The 18,993-nt window shown below is 72.9% G+C and carries 21 protein-coding genes; 10 read left to right on the top strand and 11 right to left on the bottom strand.

Features of this window, described 5'->3' with window-relative positions:
- Positions 1-22: 22 nt before the first annotated feature.
- The 4 genes from LZG04_RS14430 to LZG04_RS14415 form a co-directional block, all read right to left on the bottom strand.
- Positions 23-1,354, bottom strand: a complete 1,332-nt coding sequence (locus LZG04_RS14430) for a serine/threonine-protein kinase (protein ID WP_233817067.1) — start codon at positions 1,352-1,354, stop codon at positions 23-25.
- A 263-nt stretch (positions 1,355-1,617) separates the two neighbouring features.
- Complete coding sequence (locus tag LZG04_RS14425; protein WP_233817065.1) at positions 1,618-2,109, bottom strand: hypothetical protein; 492 nt, start codon at positions 2,107-2,109, stop codon at positions 1,618-1,620.
- A 108-nt stretch (positions 2,110-2,217) separates the two neighbouring features.
- Positions 2,218-2,613, bottom strand: a complete 396-nt coding sequence (locus tag LZG04_RS14420) for a hypothetical protein (RefSeq protein ID WP_233817063.1) — start codon at positions 2,611-2,613, stop codon at positions 2,218-2,220.
- A gap of 36 nt (positions 2,614-2,649) precedes the next feature.
- Positions 2,650-3,918 (bottom strand): PucR family transcriptional regulator, encoded by a 1,269-nt coding sequence (locus LZG04_RS14415; RefSeq protein ID WP_233817061.1) that lies wholly within the window; start codon positions 3,916-3,918, stop codon positions 2,650-2,652.
- An 81-nt stretch (positions 3,919-3,999) separates the two neighbouring features.
- Between LZG04_RS14415 and gabT the strand changes: the two genes are divergently transcribed.
- The 6 genes from gabT (at position 4,000) to LZG04_RS14385 (ending at position 10,342) form a co-directional block, all read left to right on the top strand.
- A complete protein-coding gene (gene gabT, locus LZG04_RS14410; protein WP_233817059.1) occupies positions 4,000-5,259 on the top strand; it encodes a 4-aminobutyrate--2-oxoglutarate transaminase in 1,260 nt (419 codons plus the stop codon).
- Complete coding sequence (locus LZG04_RS14405) at positions 5,256-6,683, top strand: aldehyde dehydrogenase family protein (RefSeq protein WP_233817057.1); 1,428 nt, start codon at positions 5,256-5,258, stop codon at positions 6,681-6,683. The genes gabT and LZG04_RS14405 overlap by 4 nt, the downstream gene beginning before the upstream one ends.
- Before the next feature lie 264 nt (positions 6,684-6,947).
- Positions 6,948-7,580 carry a hypothetical protein gene (locus LZG04_RS14400; protein ID WP_233817055.1) on the top strand — a complete coding sequence of 211 codons (633 nt, stop codon included), beginning with the start codon at positions 6,948-6,950 and terminating at the stop codon, positions 7,578-7,580.
- A 110-nt stretch (positions 7,581-7,690) separates the two neighbouring features.
- On the top strand, positions 7,691-9,145 hold the full coding sequence (locus LZG04_RS14395; RefSeq protein ID WP_233817053.1) for a hypothetical protein: 1,455 nt from the start codon (positions 7,691-7,693) through the stop codon (positions 9,143-9,145).
- 136 nt (positions 9,146-9,281) lie between these two features.
- Positions 9,282-10,004 carry a hypothetical protein gene (locus tag LZG04_RS14390; RefSeq protein WP_233817051.1) on the top strand — a complete coding sequence of 241 codons (723 nt, stop codon included), beginning with the start codon at positions 9,282-9,284 and terminating at the stop codon, positions 10,002-10,004.
- Positions 10,005-10,069: 65 nt separating this feature from the next.
- Entirely contained in the window at positions 10,070-10,342 is a 273-nt protein-coding gene (locus LZG04_RS14385) for a hypothetical protein (RefSeq protein ID WP_233817049.1), read from the top strand.
- Between the two features lie 4 nt (positions 10,343-10,346).
- Here the strand turns inward: LZG04_RS14385 and LZG04_RS14380 are convergent, their stop codons facing one another.
- The gene (locus tag LZG04_RS14380) at positions 10,347-11,246 is read right to left on the bottom strand and encodes a phosphotransferase (RefSeq protein WP_233817047.1); all 900 of its coding nucleotides are present in this window, start codon (positions 11,244-11,246) and stop codon (positions 10,347-10,349) included.
- Positions 11,247-11,568: 322 nt separating this feature from the next.
- Between LZG04_RS14380 and LZG04_RS14375 the strand changes: the two genes are divergently transcribed.
- Positions 11,569-12,615 (top strand): hypothetical protein, encoded by a 1,047-nt coding sequence (locus tag LZG04_RS14375; RefSeq protein ID WP_233817046.1) that lies wholly within the window; start codon positions 11,569-11,571, stop codon positions 12,613-12,615.
- Between the two features lie 8 nt (positions 12,616-12,623).
- Here LZG04_RS14375 and LZG04_RS14370 read toward each other — a convergent pair whose 3' ends face one another.
- Positions 12,624-12,773, bottom strand: coding sequence for a hypothetical protein (locus tag LZG04_RS14370; RefSeq protein ID WP_233817044.1), 150 nt, complete (start codon positions 12,771-12,773; stop codon positions 12,624-12,626).
- A 285-nt stretch (positions 12,774-13,058) separates the two neighbouring features.
- On the bottom strand, positions 13,059-13,262 hold the full coding sequence (locus LZG04_RS14365; RefSeq protein ID WP_233817042.1) for a hypothetical protein: 204 nt from the start codon (positions 13,260-13,262) through the stop codon (positions 13,059-13,061).
- Between the two features lie 274 nt (positions 13,263-13,536).
- On the opposite strand from LZG04_RS14365, the gene LZG04_RS14360 reads away from it, so the two are divergent.
- Positions 13,537-14,052, top strand: coding sequence for a lytic polysaccharide monooxygenase auxiliary activity family 9 protein (locus LZG04_RS14360; RefSeq protein WP_233817040.1), 516 nt, complete (start codon positions 13,537-13,539; stop codon positions 14,050-14,052).
- A gap of 154 nt (positions 14,053-14,206) precedes the next feature.
- On the opposite strand, the gene LZG04_RS14355 is transcribed toward LZG04_RS14360, so the two are convergent.
- The 3 genes from LZG04_RS14355 to LZG04_RS14345 all read right to left on the bottom strand — a co-directional run bounded on the left by LZG04_RS14355 (position 14,207) and on the right by LZG04_RS14345 (position 16,135).
- A complete protein-coding gene (locus LZG04_RS14355; protein ID WP_233817038.1) occupies positions 14,207-14,935 on the bottom strand; it encodes an SDR family NAD(P)-dependent oxidoreductase in 729 nt (242 codons plus the stop codon).
- Positions 14,936-15,336: 401 nt separating this feature from the next.
- On the bottom strand, positions 15,337-15,969 hold the full coding sequence (locus LZG04_RS14350; RefSeq protein ID WP_233817036.1) for a UdgX family uracil-DNA binding protein: 633 nt from the start codon (positions 15,967-15,969) through the stop codon (positions 15,337-15,339).
- Positions 15,953-16,135, bottom strand: a complete 183-nt coding sequence (locus tag LZG04_RS14345) for a CsbD family protein (protein ID WP_233817034.1) — start codon at positions 16,133-16,135, stop codon at positions 15,953-15,955. Before LZG04_RS14345 ends, LZG04_RS14350 begins: the two co-directional genes overlap by 17 nt.
- Positions 16,136-16,207: 72 nt before the next feature.
- On the opposite strand from LZG04_RS14345, the gene LZG04_RS14340 reads away from it, so the two are divergent.
- Positions 16,208-16,567, top strand: coding sequence for a VOC family protein (locus tag LZG04_RS14340; RefSeq protein ID WP_233817032.1), 360 nt, complete (start codon positions 16,208-16,210; stop codon positions 16,565-16,567).
- Between the two features lie 208 nt (positions 16,568-16,775).
- Positions 16,776-17,276 carry an ANTAR domain-containing protein gene (locus tag LZG04_RS14335; RefSeq protein ID WP_233817030.1) on the top strand — a complete coding sequence of 167 codons (501 nt, stop codon included), beginning with the start codon at positions 16,776-16,778 and terminating at the stop codon, positions 17,274-17,276.
- Here LZG04_RS14335 and treZ read toward each other — a convergent pair.
- Complete coding sequence (treZ, locus tag LZG04_RS14330) at positions 17,254-18,981, bottom strand: malto-oligosyltrehalose trehalohydrolase (RefSeq protein WP_233817028.1); 1,728 nt, start codon at positions 18,979-18,981, stop codon at positions 17,254-17,256. The two genes, LZG04_RS14335 and treZ, sit on opposite strands and share 23 nt — an antisense overlap.
- Between the last annotated feature and the right edge of the window lie 12 nt (positions 18,982-18,993).

Here is an 18,993-nt window from a genome sequence, read left to right as displayed (position 1 = left end):
TGACCCCGCCCGCGCGGCCGGGTCAGCCCCGGCTGGACCCGCTGCCCCGGTCACGCGACGGCGGTCCGGTCACCGTCGGCGGGCCCGGGTTCGGGGTGATCACGAGCGGCGTCTCCGGCGGCACGCGGACCTCGGTCTCACGAGTCGACTTGGTCGTCTTGGTGCTCGCGGTCGTCGTGGTGGTGGCGGGCGGGGGTTCGACGGTCGTGCCGCCGCCCGGCTGCCCGGTGCTCCCGCCCGGGGTCTGCCCCGGCGAGTTCGGATCGATCGCGGTCACCGTGGACGGGTCGTGGCCCGGCACGACCGCGTCGGTGTCGCCCGCCTGCTCCGCGACCGGCTCGGGCACGGTGCTGGTCACCGGTCTGCCCGTGCGGTCGCCGGTGTCCGGCGCGGTCCCCTCGCCCCACAGCAGGAAGCCCAGCAACGTCAGCACCGCCGCCGCGGCGGCACCGCCGACCAGCATGACCCGGTTGCCGGACTTCGGCTCGGGCTCCTCGGGCGCCGGCCGGTCCACCACCGCCACCTCGACCAGCGGCGACAGGCCCGCGCTGGCCTCCTGCGCCCGGGTCAGCAGCCGCTCGCACTCCGCCGCCGACGGCCGCCTGGCCGGGTCGGACGCGGTCATCGCGGTCAGCACCTCGGTCCACGGCGCGGGCAGGTTGGCCGGGATGCGCGGCTCCCGGTGCAGCCGCGACAACGCGGCCTCCGTGTCACCGCCGGGGTACTCGGGCCGCCCGGTCAGGCACTCCAGCAGCACGAGGCCGAGCGCGTAGACGTCCGCCGCCGGCAGCACCTCGCCGCCGCGCACCTGCTCGGGCGCGAGGTACCCGGCCGTGCCGACCAGCACCCCGGACCTGGTCACGCGCGTGACCTGCGCTTGGAGCGCCAACCCGAAGTCGGCCAGGTAGGCGCGCCGCCCCGCCGGGTCGAGCAGGATGTTGGACGGCTTCACGTCCCGGTGCACCACGTCGTTGGCGTGCACGTGCGCCAGCACGCCCGCGACCTGCGCCCCGATCGCGGCCACCACCTCGGGCGCCATCGCGCCGCGCATCCGGCGGCGCAGCGTGCCGCCCTCGACCGGCTGCATCACGAAGTAGGGCCGGCCGCGGAAGACCCCGGTGCCGTACACCTCGACCAGGCCGGGGCACCGCATCCCGCCCAGCACCTGCGCCTCGCGGTCGAGCCGGATCCGGTCCTCGCCGGAGGCCTCGCCCAGGAAGAACTTGATCGCGACCTTCCGGTCCAGGCGCTCGTCCACCGCCCGGTACACCTCGGCCATGCCGCCCGATCCGTACAGGCTGCCGAGGGCGTACCTGCCGTCGACCACCTCGCCGGTCAGGTCACCGTCCCACATCCGGTTGAACCTCCGCTGTGTCGACGACGTCGGCCCGGACGCCGGAAGTTACCGGTCCCACGGCACCGTCAGCCACTCCGTATGCCGTTCCGCGTACACCTACCCGTAGCGCGCTCGTCACAAACGACGGTGACTTCGGGTTGCCGAAGCCGGGTTCGACCCGGTCGCAGACTACGAGCACCACCCCCGGAAGCTGACCGGCCGTGCACCGAAGACCACCCGGTTGAGTGACCTCCGGCGCACGGCCGGGTGGAAAACGACCTCTACGGCGTGGCGGTGGTGCAAGTGCGCGTCGGCGGGGTCGTCGTGGTGGTGCTCCCGGGCAGGGTGGTCACCGGCGGGCCGGCCGAGGCGGGCCGGGTGCCGCTGCAGTAGTGCGACTCGATCCGCCCGTCGGACGCGTCGCCGTGCGCGAACACGACGTACCGCACGCCCGTCGCGAGCCTGATGCCGCACATCGCGCCGCTGGTGGACGTCACGACGTCGACCTGCGAGGGCAGATTCGCCTTGTAGACCTGGCCCACGGCGACGGCGTACCGGTACTTGTCGTCGTAGGTGACCGACGGGTCGCCGGTCTCCAGGGTCTCGCTGAGCACGAGCCCGTCGAACACGTAGGTCGCCTGGTAGAAGCGCTGCCCCTCGGTGCTGGGCAGGCAGCTGCAGGCGCTGGCCGGGCTGGTGAGCACGGCGGTGAGCAGGGCGGCGGTGACGGTGGCGACACCGGCCGCGTGGGCCAGGAAACGGAAGCGCGCCAAAGGATCCCCCTCGGGCAATGGAGTGGGTCGGTGGCGGTGTCCGCCCAGCGTACGGTCAAACCGCCCGTGCCGGAGACCACCCAGCCGAGTGGTCTCCGGCACGCGGCGTCACGGCGTGGCCGTCGCGCAGGGTGTCGTGGGCGGCACGGTCGTGGTGGTGACGGCGGGCCCGGTGGTCGTCGGCGGCCCGCCGGAGGCGAGCCTGATGCCACTGCACTGGCCGGTCTCCACGCGGCGGTCGGACACGTCGCCCTTCGCGAACACGAGGTACGCCTGGCCGACGGTCAACGTGAGGCCGCACGAGTTGTTGCGCTGCGTCAGCACGTACACCCGGCGGGGCACGTCGCCCTTGTACTCGGTGTCGACGTCGACCGTGTACCGGTAGGCGGTCGGCTCGACCTTCTCGTGGACCACCACGCCGGAGAACACGTAGGTGGCCTGCTGGTAGCGCAACGCCTCGTTGCCGGGATTGCAGATGCACGCGCCGGCCGGGCTGGTGAACACCGCGGCGAGCAGGAGCGCGGTGCGCCCAGCGTACGGTCAGGCGTGCAAGGCGAACCAGAGCTCGGCGCGGACGCCCGCGGGTTCCAGCGAACGCCCCAGCAGCCGTTCCGCCCGCCTGAGCCGGTTGCGCACGGTGTGCCGGTGCACGCCCAGCCGGGCGGCCGCCGGGTCCGCCTGCCCGTGGCAGGCCAGCCACACCCGCAGCGTCTCCCGCAGCACGTCGTCCAGCGGCGCGAGCAGGGCGGCGGCGAACTCCGCCGCGTCCGGGGCCAGCAGACCGGACCCGGCGACCTCCTCGAACGTGGCCACGCCCGCCTCCCACGCCCGCAGCGCCTCCCGGTAGCCGCGGGCGACGCTGCCCGCGTCCACCGGGCCGGACGCGGCGGCGGGCACGTCGACCGCACGGGCCAGCACGACCACCCGCCCGTCCACCTCGGCCCAGAACCCCTCCGGTTCGGCGGGCTCGCGCAGCACGAACACCCGGAACGTCCCCTCGGGCACCCCCTCCACCGGCACGCCCGCCAGCGCCAACAGCCAGCGCGCCCGCCGCAGCTCCCGGCGCACCGCCTCGACCTCGTCCGACCGGGCCAGCGCCACGGTGAGCAGCGACGCGGCGGCGTTGACCACGCCCGCGTCCAGCGGCCGGGCCGCCGCGACGGCGAGGAAGCCGCGCCGCCCGAGCACCTGCATGGCGACGTGCCGCTCCCCCACCTGCCAGGCCGCCCCGGCCGGCCCGCCCGCCGACGCGAGCCGCCGCACCTGGCCGGCGAGGTCGGGCACCGAGCCCACCACGTGCACCGGCGTGCCGTGCGGGTCCAGCAACGCCGCCGCGCCGTCGATGAGCCGGGCCAGCCGCCGCACCACGCCGGGCGGCCCCTCGCCGACCGCGGCCCGGGTCAGCGCCCGCTGCGCCGTGCCGGCCCGCGCCAGCGCCGCGTACTCGTCCGCCGCGACGGCCCGCGACACGGCCTTGGTGATCGCGATGAACGGCGTGGCCCGCGGCACCTCCAGCAGCGCGAGCCCCGCGTCCCGGGCGGCCCGGACCAGGTCGTCGGGCACGCGGTCGTGGCTCAGCCCGGTGCCGAACCCCAGGCCCACCGCGCCCGCCGCCACGAGCCGCCGCACGTACTCCCCGTGCGGCCCGAGCGCGATGCCCGTGGTCAGCAGCAGCTCGCCGCCCTCCAGGAACGGCGTCGGGTCGGCCAGCTCGGTGCTGTGCACCCACGCCACGACCCGGTCCAGCCCCGCGTCCACGCGCACGACCAGGCCGGTCTCGCGGGCCAGTCGCCCGACCGTCAACGCCATGGACACTGTGTACAACGCGCCATCACCGGTTCGCCACTGTGGACACTGTCGCCCGACGCGCCGCCGGTCGATGCTGGACCCATGGCCCGACTGCGCACGGAGATCCCCGGACCGCGCTCCCGCGAGCTGGCGCGGCGGCGCGAGGCCGCGGTGGCGGCGGGCGTCGGCACGGTGCTCCCGGTGTACGTCGACCACGCCGAGCCGGGGCTGCTGGTCGACGTCGACGGCAACCGGCTGATCGACCTGGGCTCCGGCATCGCGGTGACCGGCGTGGGCAACCCCGCGCCGCGCGTCGCCCGGGCCGTGCACGAGCAGGTCGACCGGTTCAGCCACACGTGCTTCATGGTCACGCCGTACGAGGGCTACCTGGACGTGTGCGAGCGGCTGGCAGAACTCACGCCGGGTGGGCACGAGAAGCGCTCGGTGCTGCTCAACTCCGGCGCGGAGGCGGTGGAGAACGCGGTCAAGATCGCCCGGCGCGCCACCGGGCGGCCGGGTGTCGTGGCGCTCGACCACGCCTACCACGGCCGCACGAACCTCACCATGGCGTTGACCGTCAAGGAGGTGCCGTACAAGCACGGCTTCGGCCCGTTCACGCCCGACGTGCACCGCATCCCCGGCTCGTACCCGCTGCACGACGGCCTGACCGGCGCGGAAGCGGCGCGGCGCGCGGTCGCCGCCGTCGACCGGCCGGCTGAGATCGCCTGCGTCGTGGTCGAGCCGATCCAGGGCGAGGGCGGCTTCATCGTGCCCGCCCCGGGGTTCCTCACCGCGCTGGCCGACTGGTGCCGGTCGCACGGCGTGCTGCTGGTCGCCGACGAGGTCCAGACCGGCTTCTGCCGCACGGGCGACTGGTTCGCCTGCGCGCACGAGGGGGTGGTCCCGGACCTGGTGACCACGGCGAAGGGCATCGCGGGCGGCCTGCCGCTGGCCGCCGTCACCGGGCGCGCCGACGTGATGGACGCCGTGCACGCGGGCGGGCTCGGCGGCACGTACGGCGGCAACCCGGTCGCGTGCGCCGCCGCCTCGGCCGCGATCGACACCATGCGCGAGCTGGACCTCAACGCCGCCGCCCGGCGCATCGAGGCGACCGTGCTGCCCCGCCTGCGGGCCCTGCCCTCGGACGACGTGGTCGAGGTGCGCGGGCGCGGCGCGATGCTGGCCGTGGAGCTGACCTCCGCCGAGGTGGCGGGCCGGGTCGCGGCCGCCTGCCACGAGGCCGGGGTGGTCGTGCTGACCTGCGGTACCCGTGGGAACGTGATCCGCCTGCTGCCACCTCTCGTCATCCCGGACGAGCTGCTGGCCGAGGGCCTGGACGTGCTTGAAGGAGCCATTCGGTGACGACGCCGTACTGGGTCGCGGGACAGCCCGCGACGAGCGAGGACCTGGTCGAGATCCGCACCCCGCACGACGGCGCGCTCGCCGGCGTGACGTCGAACGCGACCACGACCGACGTGGAACGGGCCGTGGCCGCCGCGCACGCGGTGGCCGACGAGTTCGCCGCCCTGCCCGCGCACGCCAGGTCGGCGGCGCTGGACCACGTGTCGCGGCGGCTCGCCGAGCGCGCCGACGAGGTGGCCGCGCTGATCACCGCCGAGTCGGGCAAGCCGCTGAAGTGGGCCCGGATCGAGGTCACGCGCGCGACCTCGACGTTCCGCTGGGCCGCCGAGGAGGCCCGTCGGTTCTCCGGCGAGTTGCAGCGGCTGGACACCGACCCGGCGGCCGACGGCCGGCTGGCCCTGGTGCGGCGCGCGCCGCGCGGCCCCGTGCTGGGCATCGCGCCGTTCAACTTCCCGCTGAACCTGGTGGCGCACAAGGTCGCGCCCGCGTTGGCGGTGGGCGCGCCGATCGTGGTCAAGCCCGCGCCGGCGACGCCGCTGGTCGCGCTGCTGCTGGGCGAGCTGCTGGCGGAGACCGACCTGCCCGCCGGGTCGTGGTCGGTGCTGCCGGTGCCCAACGAGGTCGCGGGCGCGCTCGCCGAGGACCCCCGGCTGCCGGTGGTGTCGTTCACCGGCTCCGGCCCGGTCGGCTACTCGATCCTGGACCGCGTGCCGCGCAAGCACGTCGTGCTGGAGCTGGGCGGCAACGCGGCGGCCGTCGTCTGCCCGGACTGGGCGGACCTGGACTGGGCCGCCCAGCGGATCGCCACGTTCTCGATGTACCAGGGCGGCCAGTCGTGCATCTCGGTGCAACGCGTGTACGCGCACGAGGACGTGTACCCGGCGTTGGCCGAAGCGGTGGTGGCGCACGTGCGCAAGCTCGGCACCGGCGACCCGACCGACCCGGCCACCGACGTCGGCCCGCTGATCAACGAGGCCGCCGCGCGACGGGTCGAGGCGTGGGTGGACGAGGCCGTGGCGGCGGGCGCCCGCGTGCTGACCGGCGGCCGGCGCTCGGGCGCGGCCTACGAGCCGACGGTGCTGGCCGACGTGCCCGCGGCGTGCAAGGTGGTCGACGAGGAGGTGTTCGGACCGGTGGTGGTGCTCGACCGGGTGCCGTCGGTGGACGAGGCGTTCGACCGGGTGAACACCTCGCGGTTCGGCTTGCAGGCGGGCCTGTTCACCCACGACGTGCGCGTGGCGTTCCGCGCGGCCAAGCGGCTGGCCGTGGGCGGCGTGATCGTGGGCGACGTCCCGAGCTTCCGCGCCGACCAGATGCCCTACGGCGGCGTGAAGGAGTCGGGCACCGGCCGGGAAGGGGTGCGCGCGGCGATGGAGGACCTGACCGAGCAGCGGGTCCTGGTGCTGACCGGGCTGGAGCTGTAGCGCTTGCCACCCGGCCACGCCGTCGTGGCGTGCTCGGCGGTGCTCTGCGCCAGGTCGAGGGCCACGTCCGCCCGGGTCGCACGGCCACCGCCGCGACACCGGGCAGTGCGTACCTCGTGCGGCTACCTGCGCCACGCGTTCCACTCGACGGGTCGGCCAGGACCGGTCCGCTGATTCCCGGCACAGCCCGCGGTCGAGCCGGCCAGGGGCGACGACGTGCGGGAACGCGGTGGCACCGGGCGTGCGCGGGTACGGTCGCCCATCGTGGACAGGGTGCGGGTCACGGCGAAGGCCGAGTTGGGTGCGGCCGGGTTGCCGGTCGGGCGGCCGGTGCTGGTGCTGGTCGGCGGCGCGGGCGGGATGGCGGGCGACGACCTCGACGCGCTGGTGCCGGTGCTGGTCGACCTCGTGCCGTTGCTGGACGCGTGCGGCGCGGTGGTGGTGGACGGTGGCACGGACGTCGGCGTGATGCGGGCGGTGGGTCGGGCGCGGGCGGCGGCCGGTGGGGCGTTCCCGCTGGTCGGGGTGGCCGCCGAGGTCGCGGTCGACCTGGACGAGTTCGAGCCGAACCACACCCACCTGGTGCTCGTGCCCGGCGGCACGTGGGGTGACGAGTCGCCGTGGCTGGCCGACGTGGCCGACGTGGTGGCGGGCCCGCAACCGTCGCTGACCGTGCTGGTCAACGGCGGCCTGATCACGTTCGACGACGCCGAGCACAGCCTGGTCCGCGAACGGCCGCTGGTGGTGCTGCGCGGCAGCGGGCGCACCGCGGACGCCATCGCCGAGAGCGCGGACGAGCGGTCCACCGCGATCGCCACGTCGCCGCTGACGACCGTGCTCGGCTCCGACGAGCTGCGCGCCCACGTCGAGCGGGTGTTCCGGGCCGGCGGACGCTGAAGGCTCTTGTTCGCCGGGTGCGTGGCAGCTACCTGCCGCCGGCCGTGCGCGCCCCCTCGGGCAGCCGACCATGTGAACGGCACTGGCCTGCTTCCCGGGGGAGACCGACGATGGACCTGCCGCCGCCACCCATGCCCGCCCCGCCCGAGTTCCACCCCGACCTGCCGCCCCGGCCCGCGCCACGCCCCGGTGACCCGCCGGCGGTCGCGATCGGCAACGCCTCCCTGCTCGGCGTCGGCTACTTCGTGCTCGGCCGCAGGAAGCTGGGCATCGCGGCCGCCTTCGTCACGGTCGTGCTCCTGACCGTCCTCGCCTCCGCCGTGCGGACCGTGTGGATGGAGGTCGCGGTGCTCGGGTGGTGGGCCGCGGTGGTCGCGCACGGCTGGTTCCTGGCACGACGGTCCCCACGGGAGGGCGTGCGGCGGCAACGGCTGGTCGCCCTCGCCATCACGGTGCCGGTGCTGCTGGTCGTCGGCTTCTTCCGGTTCGACGCGGCACGGATCGAGGGCGACGTCACCGAGGCCCGCGGTGAGGGCGACTGCGGGCGGGCGGTGACCGCGCTGGACGAGTTGGGGGCCGTCCACCACGTGGTCGACGCGCCGCTGACCGTCCGCGGTGAGGTCACCGCCGAGGCATGCGCACGGCTGCGGGTGGCCGAGGCCGACCTCGACGCCGCGTTGACCGGTGACGTCACGGCGTTGGAAGCCGGCTTCGGACGCCTCGCCGACGTGCTCACGGAGGTGCCCGGCCACGAGCGGATGGTGGAACGGGCGTTGGACGGCTTCCTGGCGGGCCTGCCCCTGGACGACCCGTGCCGGACCGTGGCGGTCACCGACTGGCTCGGCGAGCGCGAGCCGACCGGCCACGTGCTGGACCGCGCGGCCGACGTCGTCCCCCGCACCGCCCCCGCGGCGCTCGTGGCGTGCGGCGCCAACCGCGCGGCGGCCGAGGACTGGCAGCCGGCACGTGAGGTGTACCAGCAACTGCTCGACCAGTACCCGGGCCACGAACTCGCCGGCAAGGCGACCGAGGGTGTCCAGCAGGCGACCCGGGCGCTGGAACTGGCCAACGTCCGCAGCCTGCTCGCGCCCACCTACGGCGACGCGCAACCCGCCTACTGCAGCCGCCCCGCCCCGTACAGCGGCGCACCCGCCTACCGCGCCCAGAACCCCAACCGCGCCTTGATCTACGGCAACACCACCTACGCTCAGAAACTGCCCCGCGAGTGGATCGCCGGCGACGCCGCCGACGCCGTCCTGATCATCTGCGCCGGCGAGACCGAACTCGGCGCGGCCGTCCAGACGTGCCCGTACGAGTCCAAGTCACCGCTGGGCGGGGTGCGGTACGTGACGTTCCACAAGATCGCGATCCCGGTCCGCGTATACGAACTGCGCACGGGTCAGGTCGTGCACGACACGAGGCTGGAGATCGGCGGCACGAGCTGCCCACCGATCCTGAGCTACACCAGCTTCACCGGCGTCGACCTTGGCCCACCGTCCCAGGTCCACGTCACCCCGTCCGACGCCGACGTCCACGCCCCCTTCCACCCGCTGATCAACCCCTGACCCCTCGACCACCGCCCGTTCTCGATCGCGGCTGCCGGACATGGCCATCTCCCGGGGTCTGTCCCTGATGTCGAACCGCAAGGAGTGGGTCGGGTGGGAGACTGGCCGCCGACGTGACGACTCAAGGGAGCTCGGCGTGACCTCTGACGCCCTCGAAGGACCGGTCTCGGCGTCGAGCGGACGGGGCCAGCCGATCCTCGATCTGCTGGACAAGGCCATCCGCTTGCAGACACCGCTGGTCCGCAAGAACATCGCCCGGGCCCGTCACCGCAACCCGGACGCGACACCGGCCGAGGTCATCCGCGCGTTGGAGCGGATGTACGTGAGCGCCCTGGCGGGCACGGGGGCCGCAGTCGGGGGCGCTGCCGCCGCGCCCGCCGTCGGCACCGGGATCGCGCTGGCGCTCTCGGCGGGCGAGGCGTTCTCCTCACTGGAGTTGAGCACCCTTTTCGTGCTCTCGGTCGCGGAGGTCCACGGGGTCCAGCTCGACGAGATCGAACGACGCCACACACTGGTCATGGGTGTCCTGCTGGGCCCGTCCGGCTCCTCGACCATCGGCAAGGTCGCCGAGCGCACCGGCCGGCACTGGGGCCGCCAACTCGTCGGCAAAGTGCCCGCGGCGACGCTGCGCCAGATCAACAGCGCCCTGGGCAGGAACTTCGTCACCAGGTACGGCACCAGGCAGGGGATCATCGTGCTCGGCCGGGTCGTCCCGTTCGGCATCGGTGCGGTGATCGGCGGCGGCGCCAACGCCACCGTCGCCGCCCTGGCCGTCCGGGCCGCCCGGCGTGCGTTCGGCCCCGCGCCGGAGTCGTGGCCCGAGACGTCGCCGAAGCTCGAACCCGAGCCGAACCCCTGATCGAGGCCGTGAGCCGACTGGGCCGCTCGTCCAAAACCGCGCAGCTCGAACCACCGTGCCGGTTGATGTGGGAAAGTCGGGGCGTGGGCAAGCGCGAGATGGACGACGAGCAGCGCGAGCGGATGCGCGTGCTCAAGCGGTTGACCTGGCGTGGGCTGGTGACAGGTGGGGTGTTCCTGGTCTGCGCGATCGTCGGCGGGGTGCTCCTGCGCGACGACTGGACGGCGTGGCTGCACTTGGCTTCGCTGAGCCTCGTACCGACCCTCATCACGTTCGTCTCGCAGTGGCGCTACATCCGCCGCGGCCCGTTCCCCCGACTGCCCGCGAGCATGGAGTGATGCGCTACGCCCAAGTGTCGCGCCACCAGAAGCGGCCGATGACCAGTTGCTCGAGGTCGCCGATCGTGCCGACGCCGGCCGCCGGGTCGTTCTCCAGGCCGAGGCGGACGTCGGTGACCACGTGGCCGGCCTCGCGGACCTCGCAGTCGGCCCGGAGCACGTCCGCGGGGATCCCGGTCGCCGAGGCGACCACGTCGAGCACGATTCCCGTGTGCGGGCCGCTGAACCGGATCAGGAAGAACCAGTCGTCGGTCGGCTCGCCGAACCGGGCCCACTCGAAGTCCAGCAGGGCGGTGATGGTGTCGCCATCGGCGAGCCAGTTGTCCCAGTAGCAGTCGCCGTGCACGGGGACGTCGGTGCCGGCGCGCTCGGGCGCGTGGTCGGCGATCGCGGTCAGGCCGGTGATGACCCGGCGTGAAACGAGGCCGTCACGATCGGCTGCGCGCAGCCGGTCTATCTCCTCGCGCAGCGCCTCCCGGCTGGTGAAGCCGCCGTGGGTGGACGGCCGGCGCAGGATCTCGGCGGCGCTGGGGCCGGGCTGCCAGGCGTGCAGCCGGTCGAGGCGCTCGACGGCCTGCACGGCGAGCGTCCGCGCCGTGGCGGCATCGGCGTGGGGCAGGTGGATACCGGGCGAGGCACCAGGAACGCGTTGGTAGCAGGCGTAGCGCACGCCGTCTCGCCGGCCGCCGGCCAGCAGCGGGGCGGTGATGCCGTCGGGCAGTTGCGGCAACAGGGCGACCTCCCGGTCCAGCCGCGTGTGGTGGTCGGTCAGCTTCACCACGACGTCTGCGCCGACGAAGACGCGGTGCGAGAGGCTGCGGACCGGCTCCAGCGGGCCGGGATCGCGACCCAGGGCGATCGTCGCGACCTCGCGGGCGGTCGGCGACCGGGGTGCGGAGGTCACCTGGTCAAAGTACCTGTCCGTTCCGCTCACAGATGGCGGACGCCCAGTCCGGTGAACAGCAGTCCGCCGCGTAGGTCCGGACCGCGATCGATCGGGTTGTCCGGACCCGGTTGGCGGATTCGACGACGACCGATGCGTTCGGGTCGGCCGGGTCCGTTCACCGGTCGGCGCTTGAGTCGCGGCGAGAGGGGTGCATCCGGACGATCCGGCTCAGCTTCCGCCGTCGTCCTGCTCGGTGATCCCCGGCGAGCCGGCTTTCCACCGCGACGCAGGTGGACGACGGCAGTACTGCGGCTACTGTTATTCGATTACAGCCTAGGCCATGATCTCGTCAGCCAGCGCCGATGAGGAGGTCGACTTGAACGTCCGCTCCCTGGCCGCGACGGCGGTACTCGCCCTGACCGCCAGCATGCTTGCCGCCACGCCCGCGCAGGCGGAGACTTTCGCCACCTTCACCCCGCAAACGATCTCGGTGCCCAAGCAGGTCCGGCCTGTCGTGCACAGCGTCACTCCCGTGGGCACCATCTGGCTGGACATGACCGCCACGCAGACCGCATACGTCGTGTCGAAGATGCGGGTCAACGACGCCACCATCCGCAGCCTCTTCGACAACGAGGTCGTCTGCCAGGGGCCGGGCGGGTGGAGCAAGAACATGGTGATCGGGCAGAACGTGTACGACCTGAACTCGGGCTCCCCGTATCAGGACGTGACGCTCTACACCCGTTTCCTCGTACACCCCGGCGTCGCCGGCAGGGTCACCTGCACCGCGAACGTGCGGGGTAACTCGCTCAGCACGACCAGTGCCGCCACCTACCGGCTGGTCAGCGGGTACCTCACGTTCGCCGACACCTCGGTTGTCAACGCCGCCGACGGGCAACCGGTGCAGTCCAGCGTGAGCGCAGGGGTGCACGCCCTCAACGGCGGCACATTGTGGCTGCCCAACCTCGGCTACTTCGACCTTCCCTCGACTGTGCAGGGCCTCAACGTCGTCGGCGACGTCAACCTGAAGGTCTGCCATCCGGACGGCCCGGACGACCCGTGTGACAAGTACGGGTCGACCCAGGTGAAGTTCACGCTGTTCATCAACCAGTGGAAGTCGGACGGCACACTCTGCAAGACCGACAGCAGCATCCAGGTCACGCACAACGTGCCGTACTGGGTGCACCACAAATACGTGCCACTCAACAAAGCGGACTTCACCGTGAGCACGGCGCCGGGTTGCATCCCCCGGTTCAACGCCTACGTCAAGGTCGAGTGGTTGAGCGGCCAGACCGCCGGAATCCATGGCACTGCCAGCCTCACCGACTCCCAGGGCTCGACAACCACGCACGACTCCGACATGAGCCACGCCTACGTACTGCCGTACTGACCTCGCGCTCACCCGCTCACCGCCGTGGCCGAGCTGGTGACCATGGTGTCCGGGGTCAGCGGCCGGGTCAGATCGGTGTGGAGATCCTGGCGCCAGAGCAGGTGGAACAGCACCGGCAGCACCGCGATCGGATCGCCGGTGGCCTCGGCTCCGTCCATCGGCCCGCGAGGCCGACTGAACGCCGCGCGTAACGCGGCGCGACGTCGGCCAGGCCGTGGCGCGGGTGTCGGTAGCCGGCCAGCCGGCGACTGTGCCCAGCATCGTGCCCGGCGGTGCGCCGACCACCTCGTAGTCCGAGCCCATCAGTGCGCAGGCCGCGCGGGTGGCGTCGAACGCGACCTGGTCACGTGGCTTGATCCGGTGGGCGGGGCGGACGTCGAGCACCCGCGCCGAGCCGTCGGCGGGACGGGCGAAGCAGTCCGGGGCGTGGGAGCGGGGCTTGCCTACGGCTGTGGTCCCGAACAGCCAGAACGGCTGGGAGGCGATGACCACGACGTCGCGCGCACGGGCAGGCAGGACTCGAACGGGATCTGCCACGCCTTGGTCAACGGCAGGCGCTGCTCGCCCTCCTCGTCGGTGAACGCGACGTCGTACCGCTCGTCGGACGCCGGGCCGGCGCCGCCGGGCACGAGATCCAGGTTCCGCACCGAGGCATCTTCCCGGCAGAGCACCGGCCCGCTCGCACCAACCCCCGCCGACTAGACCCGGACTCCGCCACCGCCCCGCCATGTACACCCGGCCTCCGCCACCTTCGCGCGGACCGGTCAGTACCGGGGGCCGGTCGAGGTTGACGCTTGTCACGGGACAGTCACAGAGAGTATGGTCTAGACCTGCCGCCGCGTTTGGGTGAACGCTCCACCCAGCGCACTCGGGTTGGCGTTCGCCACAAGCGTTTCCGCCCATCCGATCAGAGGAGTCCCCATGTCACTCCGCCGAAGGATCGCCGCGGTGGCGGCCGGTGTGCTCGCCGCGCCACTCGTATCGGTCGCCCTGCCCTCGGCACCGGCGTTCGCGCACGGGTACGTCTCGTCACCGGCCAGCCGTCAGGCGCAGTGCGCCCGCGGTCTGGTGCAGTGCGGCGACATCAAGTACGAGCCGCAGAGCGTCGAAGGCCCCAAGGGCCTGCGCAGCTGCAACGGCGGCGTCGCCCGGTTCGCCGAGCTGAACGACAACAACAAGGGCTGGAAGGTGGCGAGCACCGGCCAGACGGTGACGTTCAACTGGACGTTCACCGCGCGGCACGCCACCGCCAACTACGAGTACTACGTCGGCGGCAGGCGGGTCGGCTACTTCAGCGGCAACAACCAGCAGCCGCCGGCCACCGTGTCGCACACCGTGAACCTGGGTGCGTCCGGCCGCCAGACCGTGCTCGCCATCTGGAACATCAGTGACACCGCCAACGCGTTCTACGCCTGCATCGACGTGAACGCGAGCTGATCCTCGAGAGTCCTACCTCCAGCACGCGAGAGTCCTGCGTTCGCGCACCCCGAGTTCAACGCTCAGCGCACTCCCAGCCGGTGCCGAGCGTTGAACTCGGGTGTCGTGAACGTAGGACTCTCGCGGCGTGAACGCAGGACTCTCGCGGCGGAGGTCAGGCGGTGAAGCCGCCGTCGGCGTGCAACTGCGCGCCGGTCACGTAACCGGCCTCATCGGACGCCAGGAACGCCACCGCCGCCGCGATCTCCGCCGGCTCCGCGTAACGCCCCACCGCCGTGAAGCCGCGCACGACGTCCGAACCGGGGCCGTCGGCCGGGTTGGAGGCGGTGTCCGTCGCACCGGGGTGCACCAGGTTCACCGTGATCCCGCGCGGCCCCAACTCGCGCGCCAACGCCTTGGTCATCCCCGCCAACGCCGCCTTGGACGCCGCGTACAGCGAGAACCCCGGGAACACCGCCCGCTCGGACACGTTGCTGCCGATGCCGATCACCCGACCGCCCGGCCCCATGTGCGGCAACGCCGCCTTGACCGCCACGAACGCCGCCCGCACGTTCACGTCGAACGTCCGGTCGAACTCCGCCACCCCCAGCTCCTCCACCGGCCCGACGATGAACTCGCCCGCGTTGTTCACCAGCACGTCCAACCGCCCCAGCACCGCCGCGGTCTCCTCGACCGCCGCGACCACCGCCTCCGCGTCACCGCTGTCCGCCCGCACGGCCACCACCCGCCGCCCGAGCGCCTTCACCCGGTCCACCACGTCGCCGGGGCTGGTGCGGTAGGTGATCGCGACGTCCGCGCCCAGCTCCGCCAACCGCACCGCGATCGCCGCCCCGATACCCCTGCTGCCGCCCGTGACCAGGGCGACCTTGCCGTCGAAGTTCATGCCGACGATCCTGCCGCCGCAGCGCATTCCGATCCGGCGGGAATCGGACCCCGCACTCCGATTTCGGCACGATGACCGTTGAAGCCCGACGGTGACCAACCTCACCGCGCCGAACCCGACGGGACGGTCAGCCGCACCGCTGCTCGCCGCGATCCCGGAATTTACGTTGCGAGGGTCGCGGAGGCTCGCATAGGTTCGCAGTACACGAGGAAGGAGGTGGTCCGAAGTTGAATAGCTATAGGACTCGTCGTGAGGTGGCTGTCCGCTAGGACTACCTTTCCCAGGTGGTCTGGGCGAATCCCAGGCAGCCACCCGGCCCCCGTGATCCCGAGCCCAGTCCAGCTCGGCCCGCACCCCGGTGCGGGAAGTGGTCAGGGGGCCGTTTCACGTTCCGGAGCAGGTCAGCCCAGGTGGGCGCGCACGACCCGCAGGTCGGCGACGAAGCCCCGGTACGCCTCGTCGCGGTCGGGGGCGCGCAGGACCGCGGACGGGTGCACGGTCGCGATCACGTCCTGGTCCTCGACCCGCTCGACCCGACCTCGGCGTTCGCTGACCTTGAACGAGCTGCCCAGCACCGCCTTCGCGGCCGTCGCGCCCAGGCAGACGACCAGGTCGGGCCGCACCCGCGCCAGCTCGGCCCGCAGCCACGGCAGGCAGGCCACGACCTCGCCGCGCGTCGGCGTCTTGTGGATGCGCCGCTTCCCGCGCTCGGCGGGCACGAACTTGAAGTGCTTGACCGCGTTGGTCAGGTAGACGCCCTCGCGGGCCAGGTCGGCCTCGTCCAGCGCCTTGTCCAGCAGCCGGCCGGCGGGTCCGACGAACGGCTCGCCCTGCCGGTCCTCCACGTCGCCGGGCTGCTCGCCGACGAGCACCAGCCTGGCGGTCTCCGGCCCCGACCCGAACACGACCTGGGTCGCGGGCTTGTACAGCTCGCAGCCGCGGCAGCCGGTGGCCGCACGCCGCAGCGCCGCCAGGTCCGCGCCCTCGGGCACGAACTCGGCGGCGCCGGCGGTGCGACTAGTGGTCGTCGCCACGGAAGGCGTCCTTGACCTTCTCCCCTGCCTGCTTCAGCGAGCCCTTGGCCTGCTCGGTGCGCCCCTCGGCCTGCCACTGCTCGTTGTCGGTGGCGTCGCCGACGGCCGCCTTCGCCTTGCCCTTGAGCTCTTCGGCCTTGTTGCTGACCTTGTCGTCGGTCCCCATGACCGTTCCTCTCGTCGGGACTGCTGTGCTACCGACGGGTACCCCTCGCCCGAACGGGGAAACCAGCACGGCATGACCTCACGCATCCTCGCCATCGCCGTCGACTGCCCATCCGGCCAGGTCAGCGCCTTGGAGGAGTTCTGGCGCGCGGCGCTCGGCCACCAAGTGGCACGTCGGTGGACGGACCCGAAAGGGGTGGAGTACACCGAGTTGGCGGGCGACGGGCCGACGTTGCTGCTACAACCCGTGACCGAGCCGAAGCGGGGGAAGAACCGGCTGCACCTCGACCTCGTGCCCGACGGCGACCGGGACGCGGAGGTCGAGCGGTTGACCGGCCTGGGGGCGCGGGTCGTGGACGCCGACCCGGCCCTGCCGTGGGTGGTGTGCGCGGACCCCGCGGGCAACGAGTTCTGCGTCCTCCCGCCACGCTGAAACCCCTCCAGTTGCACCGCAGGGCCCATCCTCTACTACGGTGATCGTCTACGCGGTTGAAAAGCCAGCCGCAAGCCACCCGGCACCCGCAAGGGCACCAGGGTCAGCGAGAGCTGTGGGCTTGCCGGTGCTGGCACCCGCGTGCCCCCACGCTCTCGCACTGCTGGCCTGGCTGACCGGTACCGACGTGCGAGAGAGGAGCCCGACCGTGGTCGGGGACAACGGGCACGATTCGCTGACCGCGCGGATCGCCAGCCTTGAGGCCGAGATCGTGGGACTGCGCAAAGCGGTGCAGACGCGCACCGTGATCGGGCAGGCCACCGGCCTGATATCCGCCGTGCAGGGCTGCACGCCCCAGGAGGGCTTCCAGCTGCTCGTGCGGATGTCACAGCACCACAACGTGAAGCTGCACACGATAGCGCTGAAGCTGCTGGACCTCTCCGCCGAGCTGGGGCCGCGGCAGGCCGTGCGCGCCGTCCACACCTCCCCCGAACCGGACGACCGCCCGCTCCCGCTCGCCGAGTGGCCGGGCGTGGAGGTGGTGAACGCGGCGCGCAGGCTCGTCGCGGCCTACGACGCGGCGCAGTTCTCCGGGGACGACCGGCCTGAAGTGCGAAGACAGCTCGCCGACCAGGTCGAGCTGGCCGGTCGGCTGTTGGCCGAGAAGCTCACCGAGGTGGGTTGGCTCACCCCCGACCCGGGGGAGTGACCGCAGCGCGGTCGACGATCGCGAAGGAGTCGGCGGGCAGGTGCACCGCCTGCCCGTCCACCTTCACCTCCGCCGACGCGAGCAGCACCTCGCCCGCCTCGACGTCGAGCCGCACCTCGGTGTCGTCCCCGAGGTTGCACACCACCCTCAGCGAGCCCCGGTGCAGCACGAGCACCGGACCGTCCTCGCGCACCACGAACCGGTCCAGCCGCGGGTCCGCGAGCTCCGGGCGCGTGCGGCGCAGCGCGATCAACGCCCGGTACAGGTCGAGCAGCTCGGAGTGACCGGGCGCGGACACCTCGTCCCAGCGCAGCGTCGACCGCCGCACGGTCTCCGGGTCGATCGGGTCGGGCACCTCCGACTCGCCCCACCCGTGCCGGCCGAACTCGCGCCGCCGACCAGTGCGCACCGCCTCGGCCAGCTCCGGGTCCGGGAACGACGCGAAGAACTGCCACGGCGTGCTCGCCGCCCACTCCTCGCCCATGAAGATCATCGGCGTGTACGGGGAGCACAGCACGATCGCCGCCCCGACCGCCTGCCGCCGCCACGACACCGTCGCCGACAGCCGGTCGCCGGTGGCGCGGTTGCCGACCTGGTCGTGGTTCTGCAGGTAGGCCAGGAACCGGTGGCCGGGCAGCCGGTCGCGGTCCACCGGGCGGCCGTGGCTGCGGCCCCGGAACGACGACCAGGTGCCCGCGTGGAAGAACACCTCGCGCAGCGTCCGGCCCAGCGCGCCCTCGAAGTCCGGGTAGTAGCCGAACGTCTCACCGCTCAACGCCACATGCAGCGCGTGGTGCAGGTCGTCGTCCCACTGGGCGTGCAGGCCGTAGCCGCCGCCTTCACGCGCGGTCACGAGCTTGGCGTCGTTGAGGTCCGACTCGGCGATCAACGTCAACGGCCGGCGCACGGCGGCCGACAGCGCTTCCACCTCGACGGACAGTTGTTCCAGCACGTGCAGCGCGCTGCGGTCCACGAGGGCGTGCACGGCGTCGAGCCGCAACCCGTCCACGTGGAAGTCCCGCAGCCAGTCCAGCGCGTTGTCGACCACGTACCGGCGGACCTCGTCGGAGCCCTCGCCGTCGAGGTTGAGGCCCGGTCCCCAGTCGTTGCTGCCCGCGAAGTACGGCCCGAACCGGTCGAGGTACGCGCCGGAGGGCCCGAGGTGGTTGTAGACCACGTCCAGCAGCACGGCCAACCCGCGCGCGTGGCAGGCGTCCACGAACCGCTTGAACCCGTCCGGCCCGCCGTACGGCTCGTGCACCGCACCCCACAGCACGCCGTCGTAGCCCCAGCCCGCCGTGCCGTCGAACGAGTTCACCGGCAGCACCTCGACGTGCGTGACGCCGAGGTCGACCAGGTGGTCCAGCCGCTCGATCGCGCCGTCGAACGTGCCCGCCGCCGTGAACGTACCGATGTGCAGCTCGTAGAGGACCGCGCCGGGCAGGGCGCGCCCGGTCCACGCCTGGTCGGTCCACCGGAACGCCGAGTGGTCGTAGACGCGGGACGGCCCGTGCACGCCGTCCGGCTGCCACCGCGACCGAGGGTCGGGCAGCACGTCGTCGGAGTCGTCGAGCAGGAACCCGTAGTCGAGCCCGCTGACGTCCGCGTGCCACCACCCGCCGGCACCGGCCGTCATCTCGTGGTCACGGCCGTCGACCCGCACCCGGACGCGTTCGCGCGCCGGCGCCCACACCGAGAAACTCACAGATCTCCCCAG

Source organism: Saccharothrix sp. S26, from assembly GCF_021390395.1.
Lineage (GTDB): Bacteria > Actinomycetota > Actinomycetes > Mycobacteriales > Pseudonocardiaceae > Actinosynnema.
Note: the sequence above shows the minus strand (reverse complement) of the source record. Positions and strands in the feature narration are given on the sequence as shown.

What these genes read in the sequence shown, in the direction of transcription:
- LZG04_RS14430 (WP_233817067.1), bottom strand. Translation starts at nt 1,354, where the DNA reads ATGTGGGACGGTGACCTGACCGGCGAGGTGGTCGACGGCAGGTACGCC.
- LZG04_RS14415 (WP_233817061.1), bottom strand. Translation starts at nt 3,918, where the DNA reads ATGGCGTTGACGGTCGGGCGACTGGCCCGCGAGACCGGCCTGGTCGTG.
- gabT (WP_233817059.1), top strand. Translation starts at nt 4,000, where the DNA reads ATGGCCCGACTGCGCACGGAGATCCCCGGACCGCGCTCCCGCGAGCTG.
- LZG04_RS14395 (WP_233817053.1), top strand. Translation starts at nt 7,691, where the DNA reads ATGGACCTGCCGCCGCCACCCATGCCCGCCCCGCCCGAGTTCCACCCC.
- LZG04_RS14385 (WP_233817049.1), top strand. Translation starts at nt 10,070, where the DNA reads ATGTGGGAAAGTCGGGGCGTGGGCAAGCGCGAGATGGACGACGAGCAG.
- LZG04_RS14375 (WP_233817046.1), top strand. Translation starts at nt 11,569, where the DNA reads ATGATCTCGTCAGCCAGCGCCGATGAGGAGGTCGACTTGAACGTCCGC.
- LZG04_RS14370 (WP_233817044.1), bottom strand. Translation starts at nt 12,773, where the DNA reads ATGGACGGAGCCGAGGCCACCGGCGATCCGATCGCGGTGCTGCCGGTG.
- LZG04_RS14360 (WP_233817040.1), top strand. Translation starts at nt 13,537, where the DNA reads ATGTCACTCCGCCGAAGGATCGCCGCGGTGGCGGCCGGTGTGCTCGCC.
- LZG04_RS14355 (WP_233817038.1), bottom strand. Translation starts at nt 14,935, where the DNA reads ATGAACTTCGACGGCAAGGTCGCCCTGGTCACGGGCGGCAGCAGGGGT.
- LZG04_RS14345 (WP_233817034.1), bottom strand. Translation starts at nt 16,135, where the DNA reads ATGGGGACCGACGACAAGGTCAGCAACAAGGCCGAAGAGCTCAAGGGC.
- LZG04_RS14340 (WP_233817032.1), top strand. Translation starts at nt 16,208, where the DNA reads ATGACCTCACGCATCCTCGCCATCGCCGTCGACTGCCCATCCGGCCAG.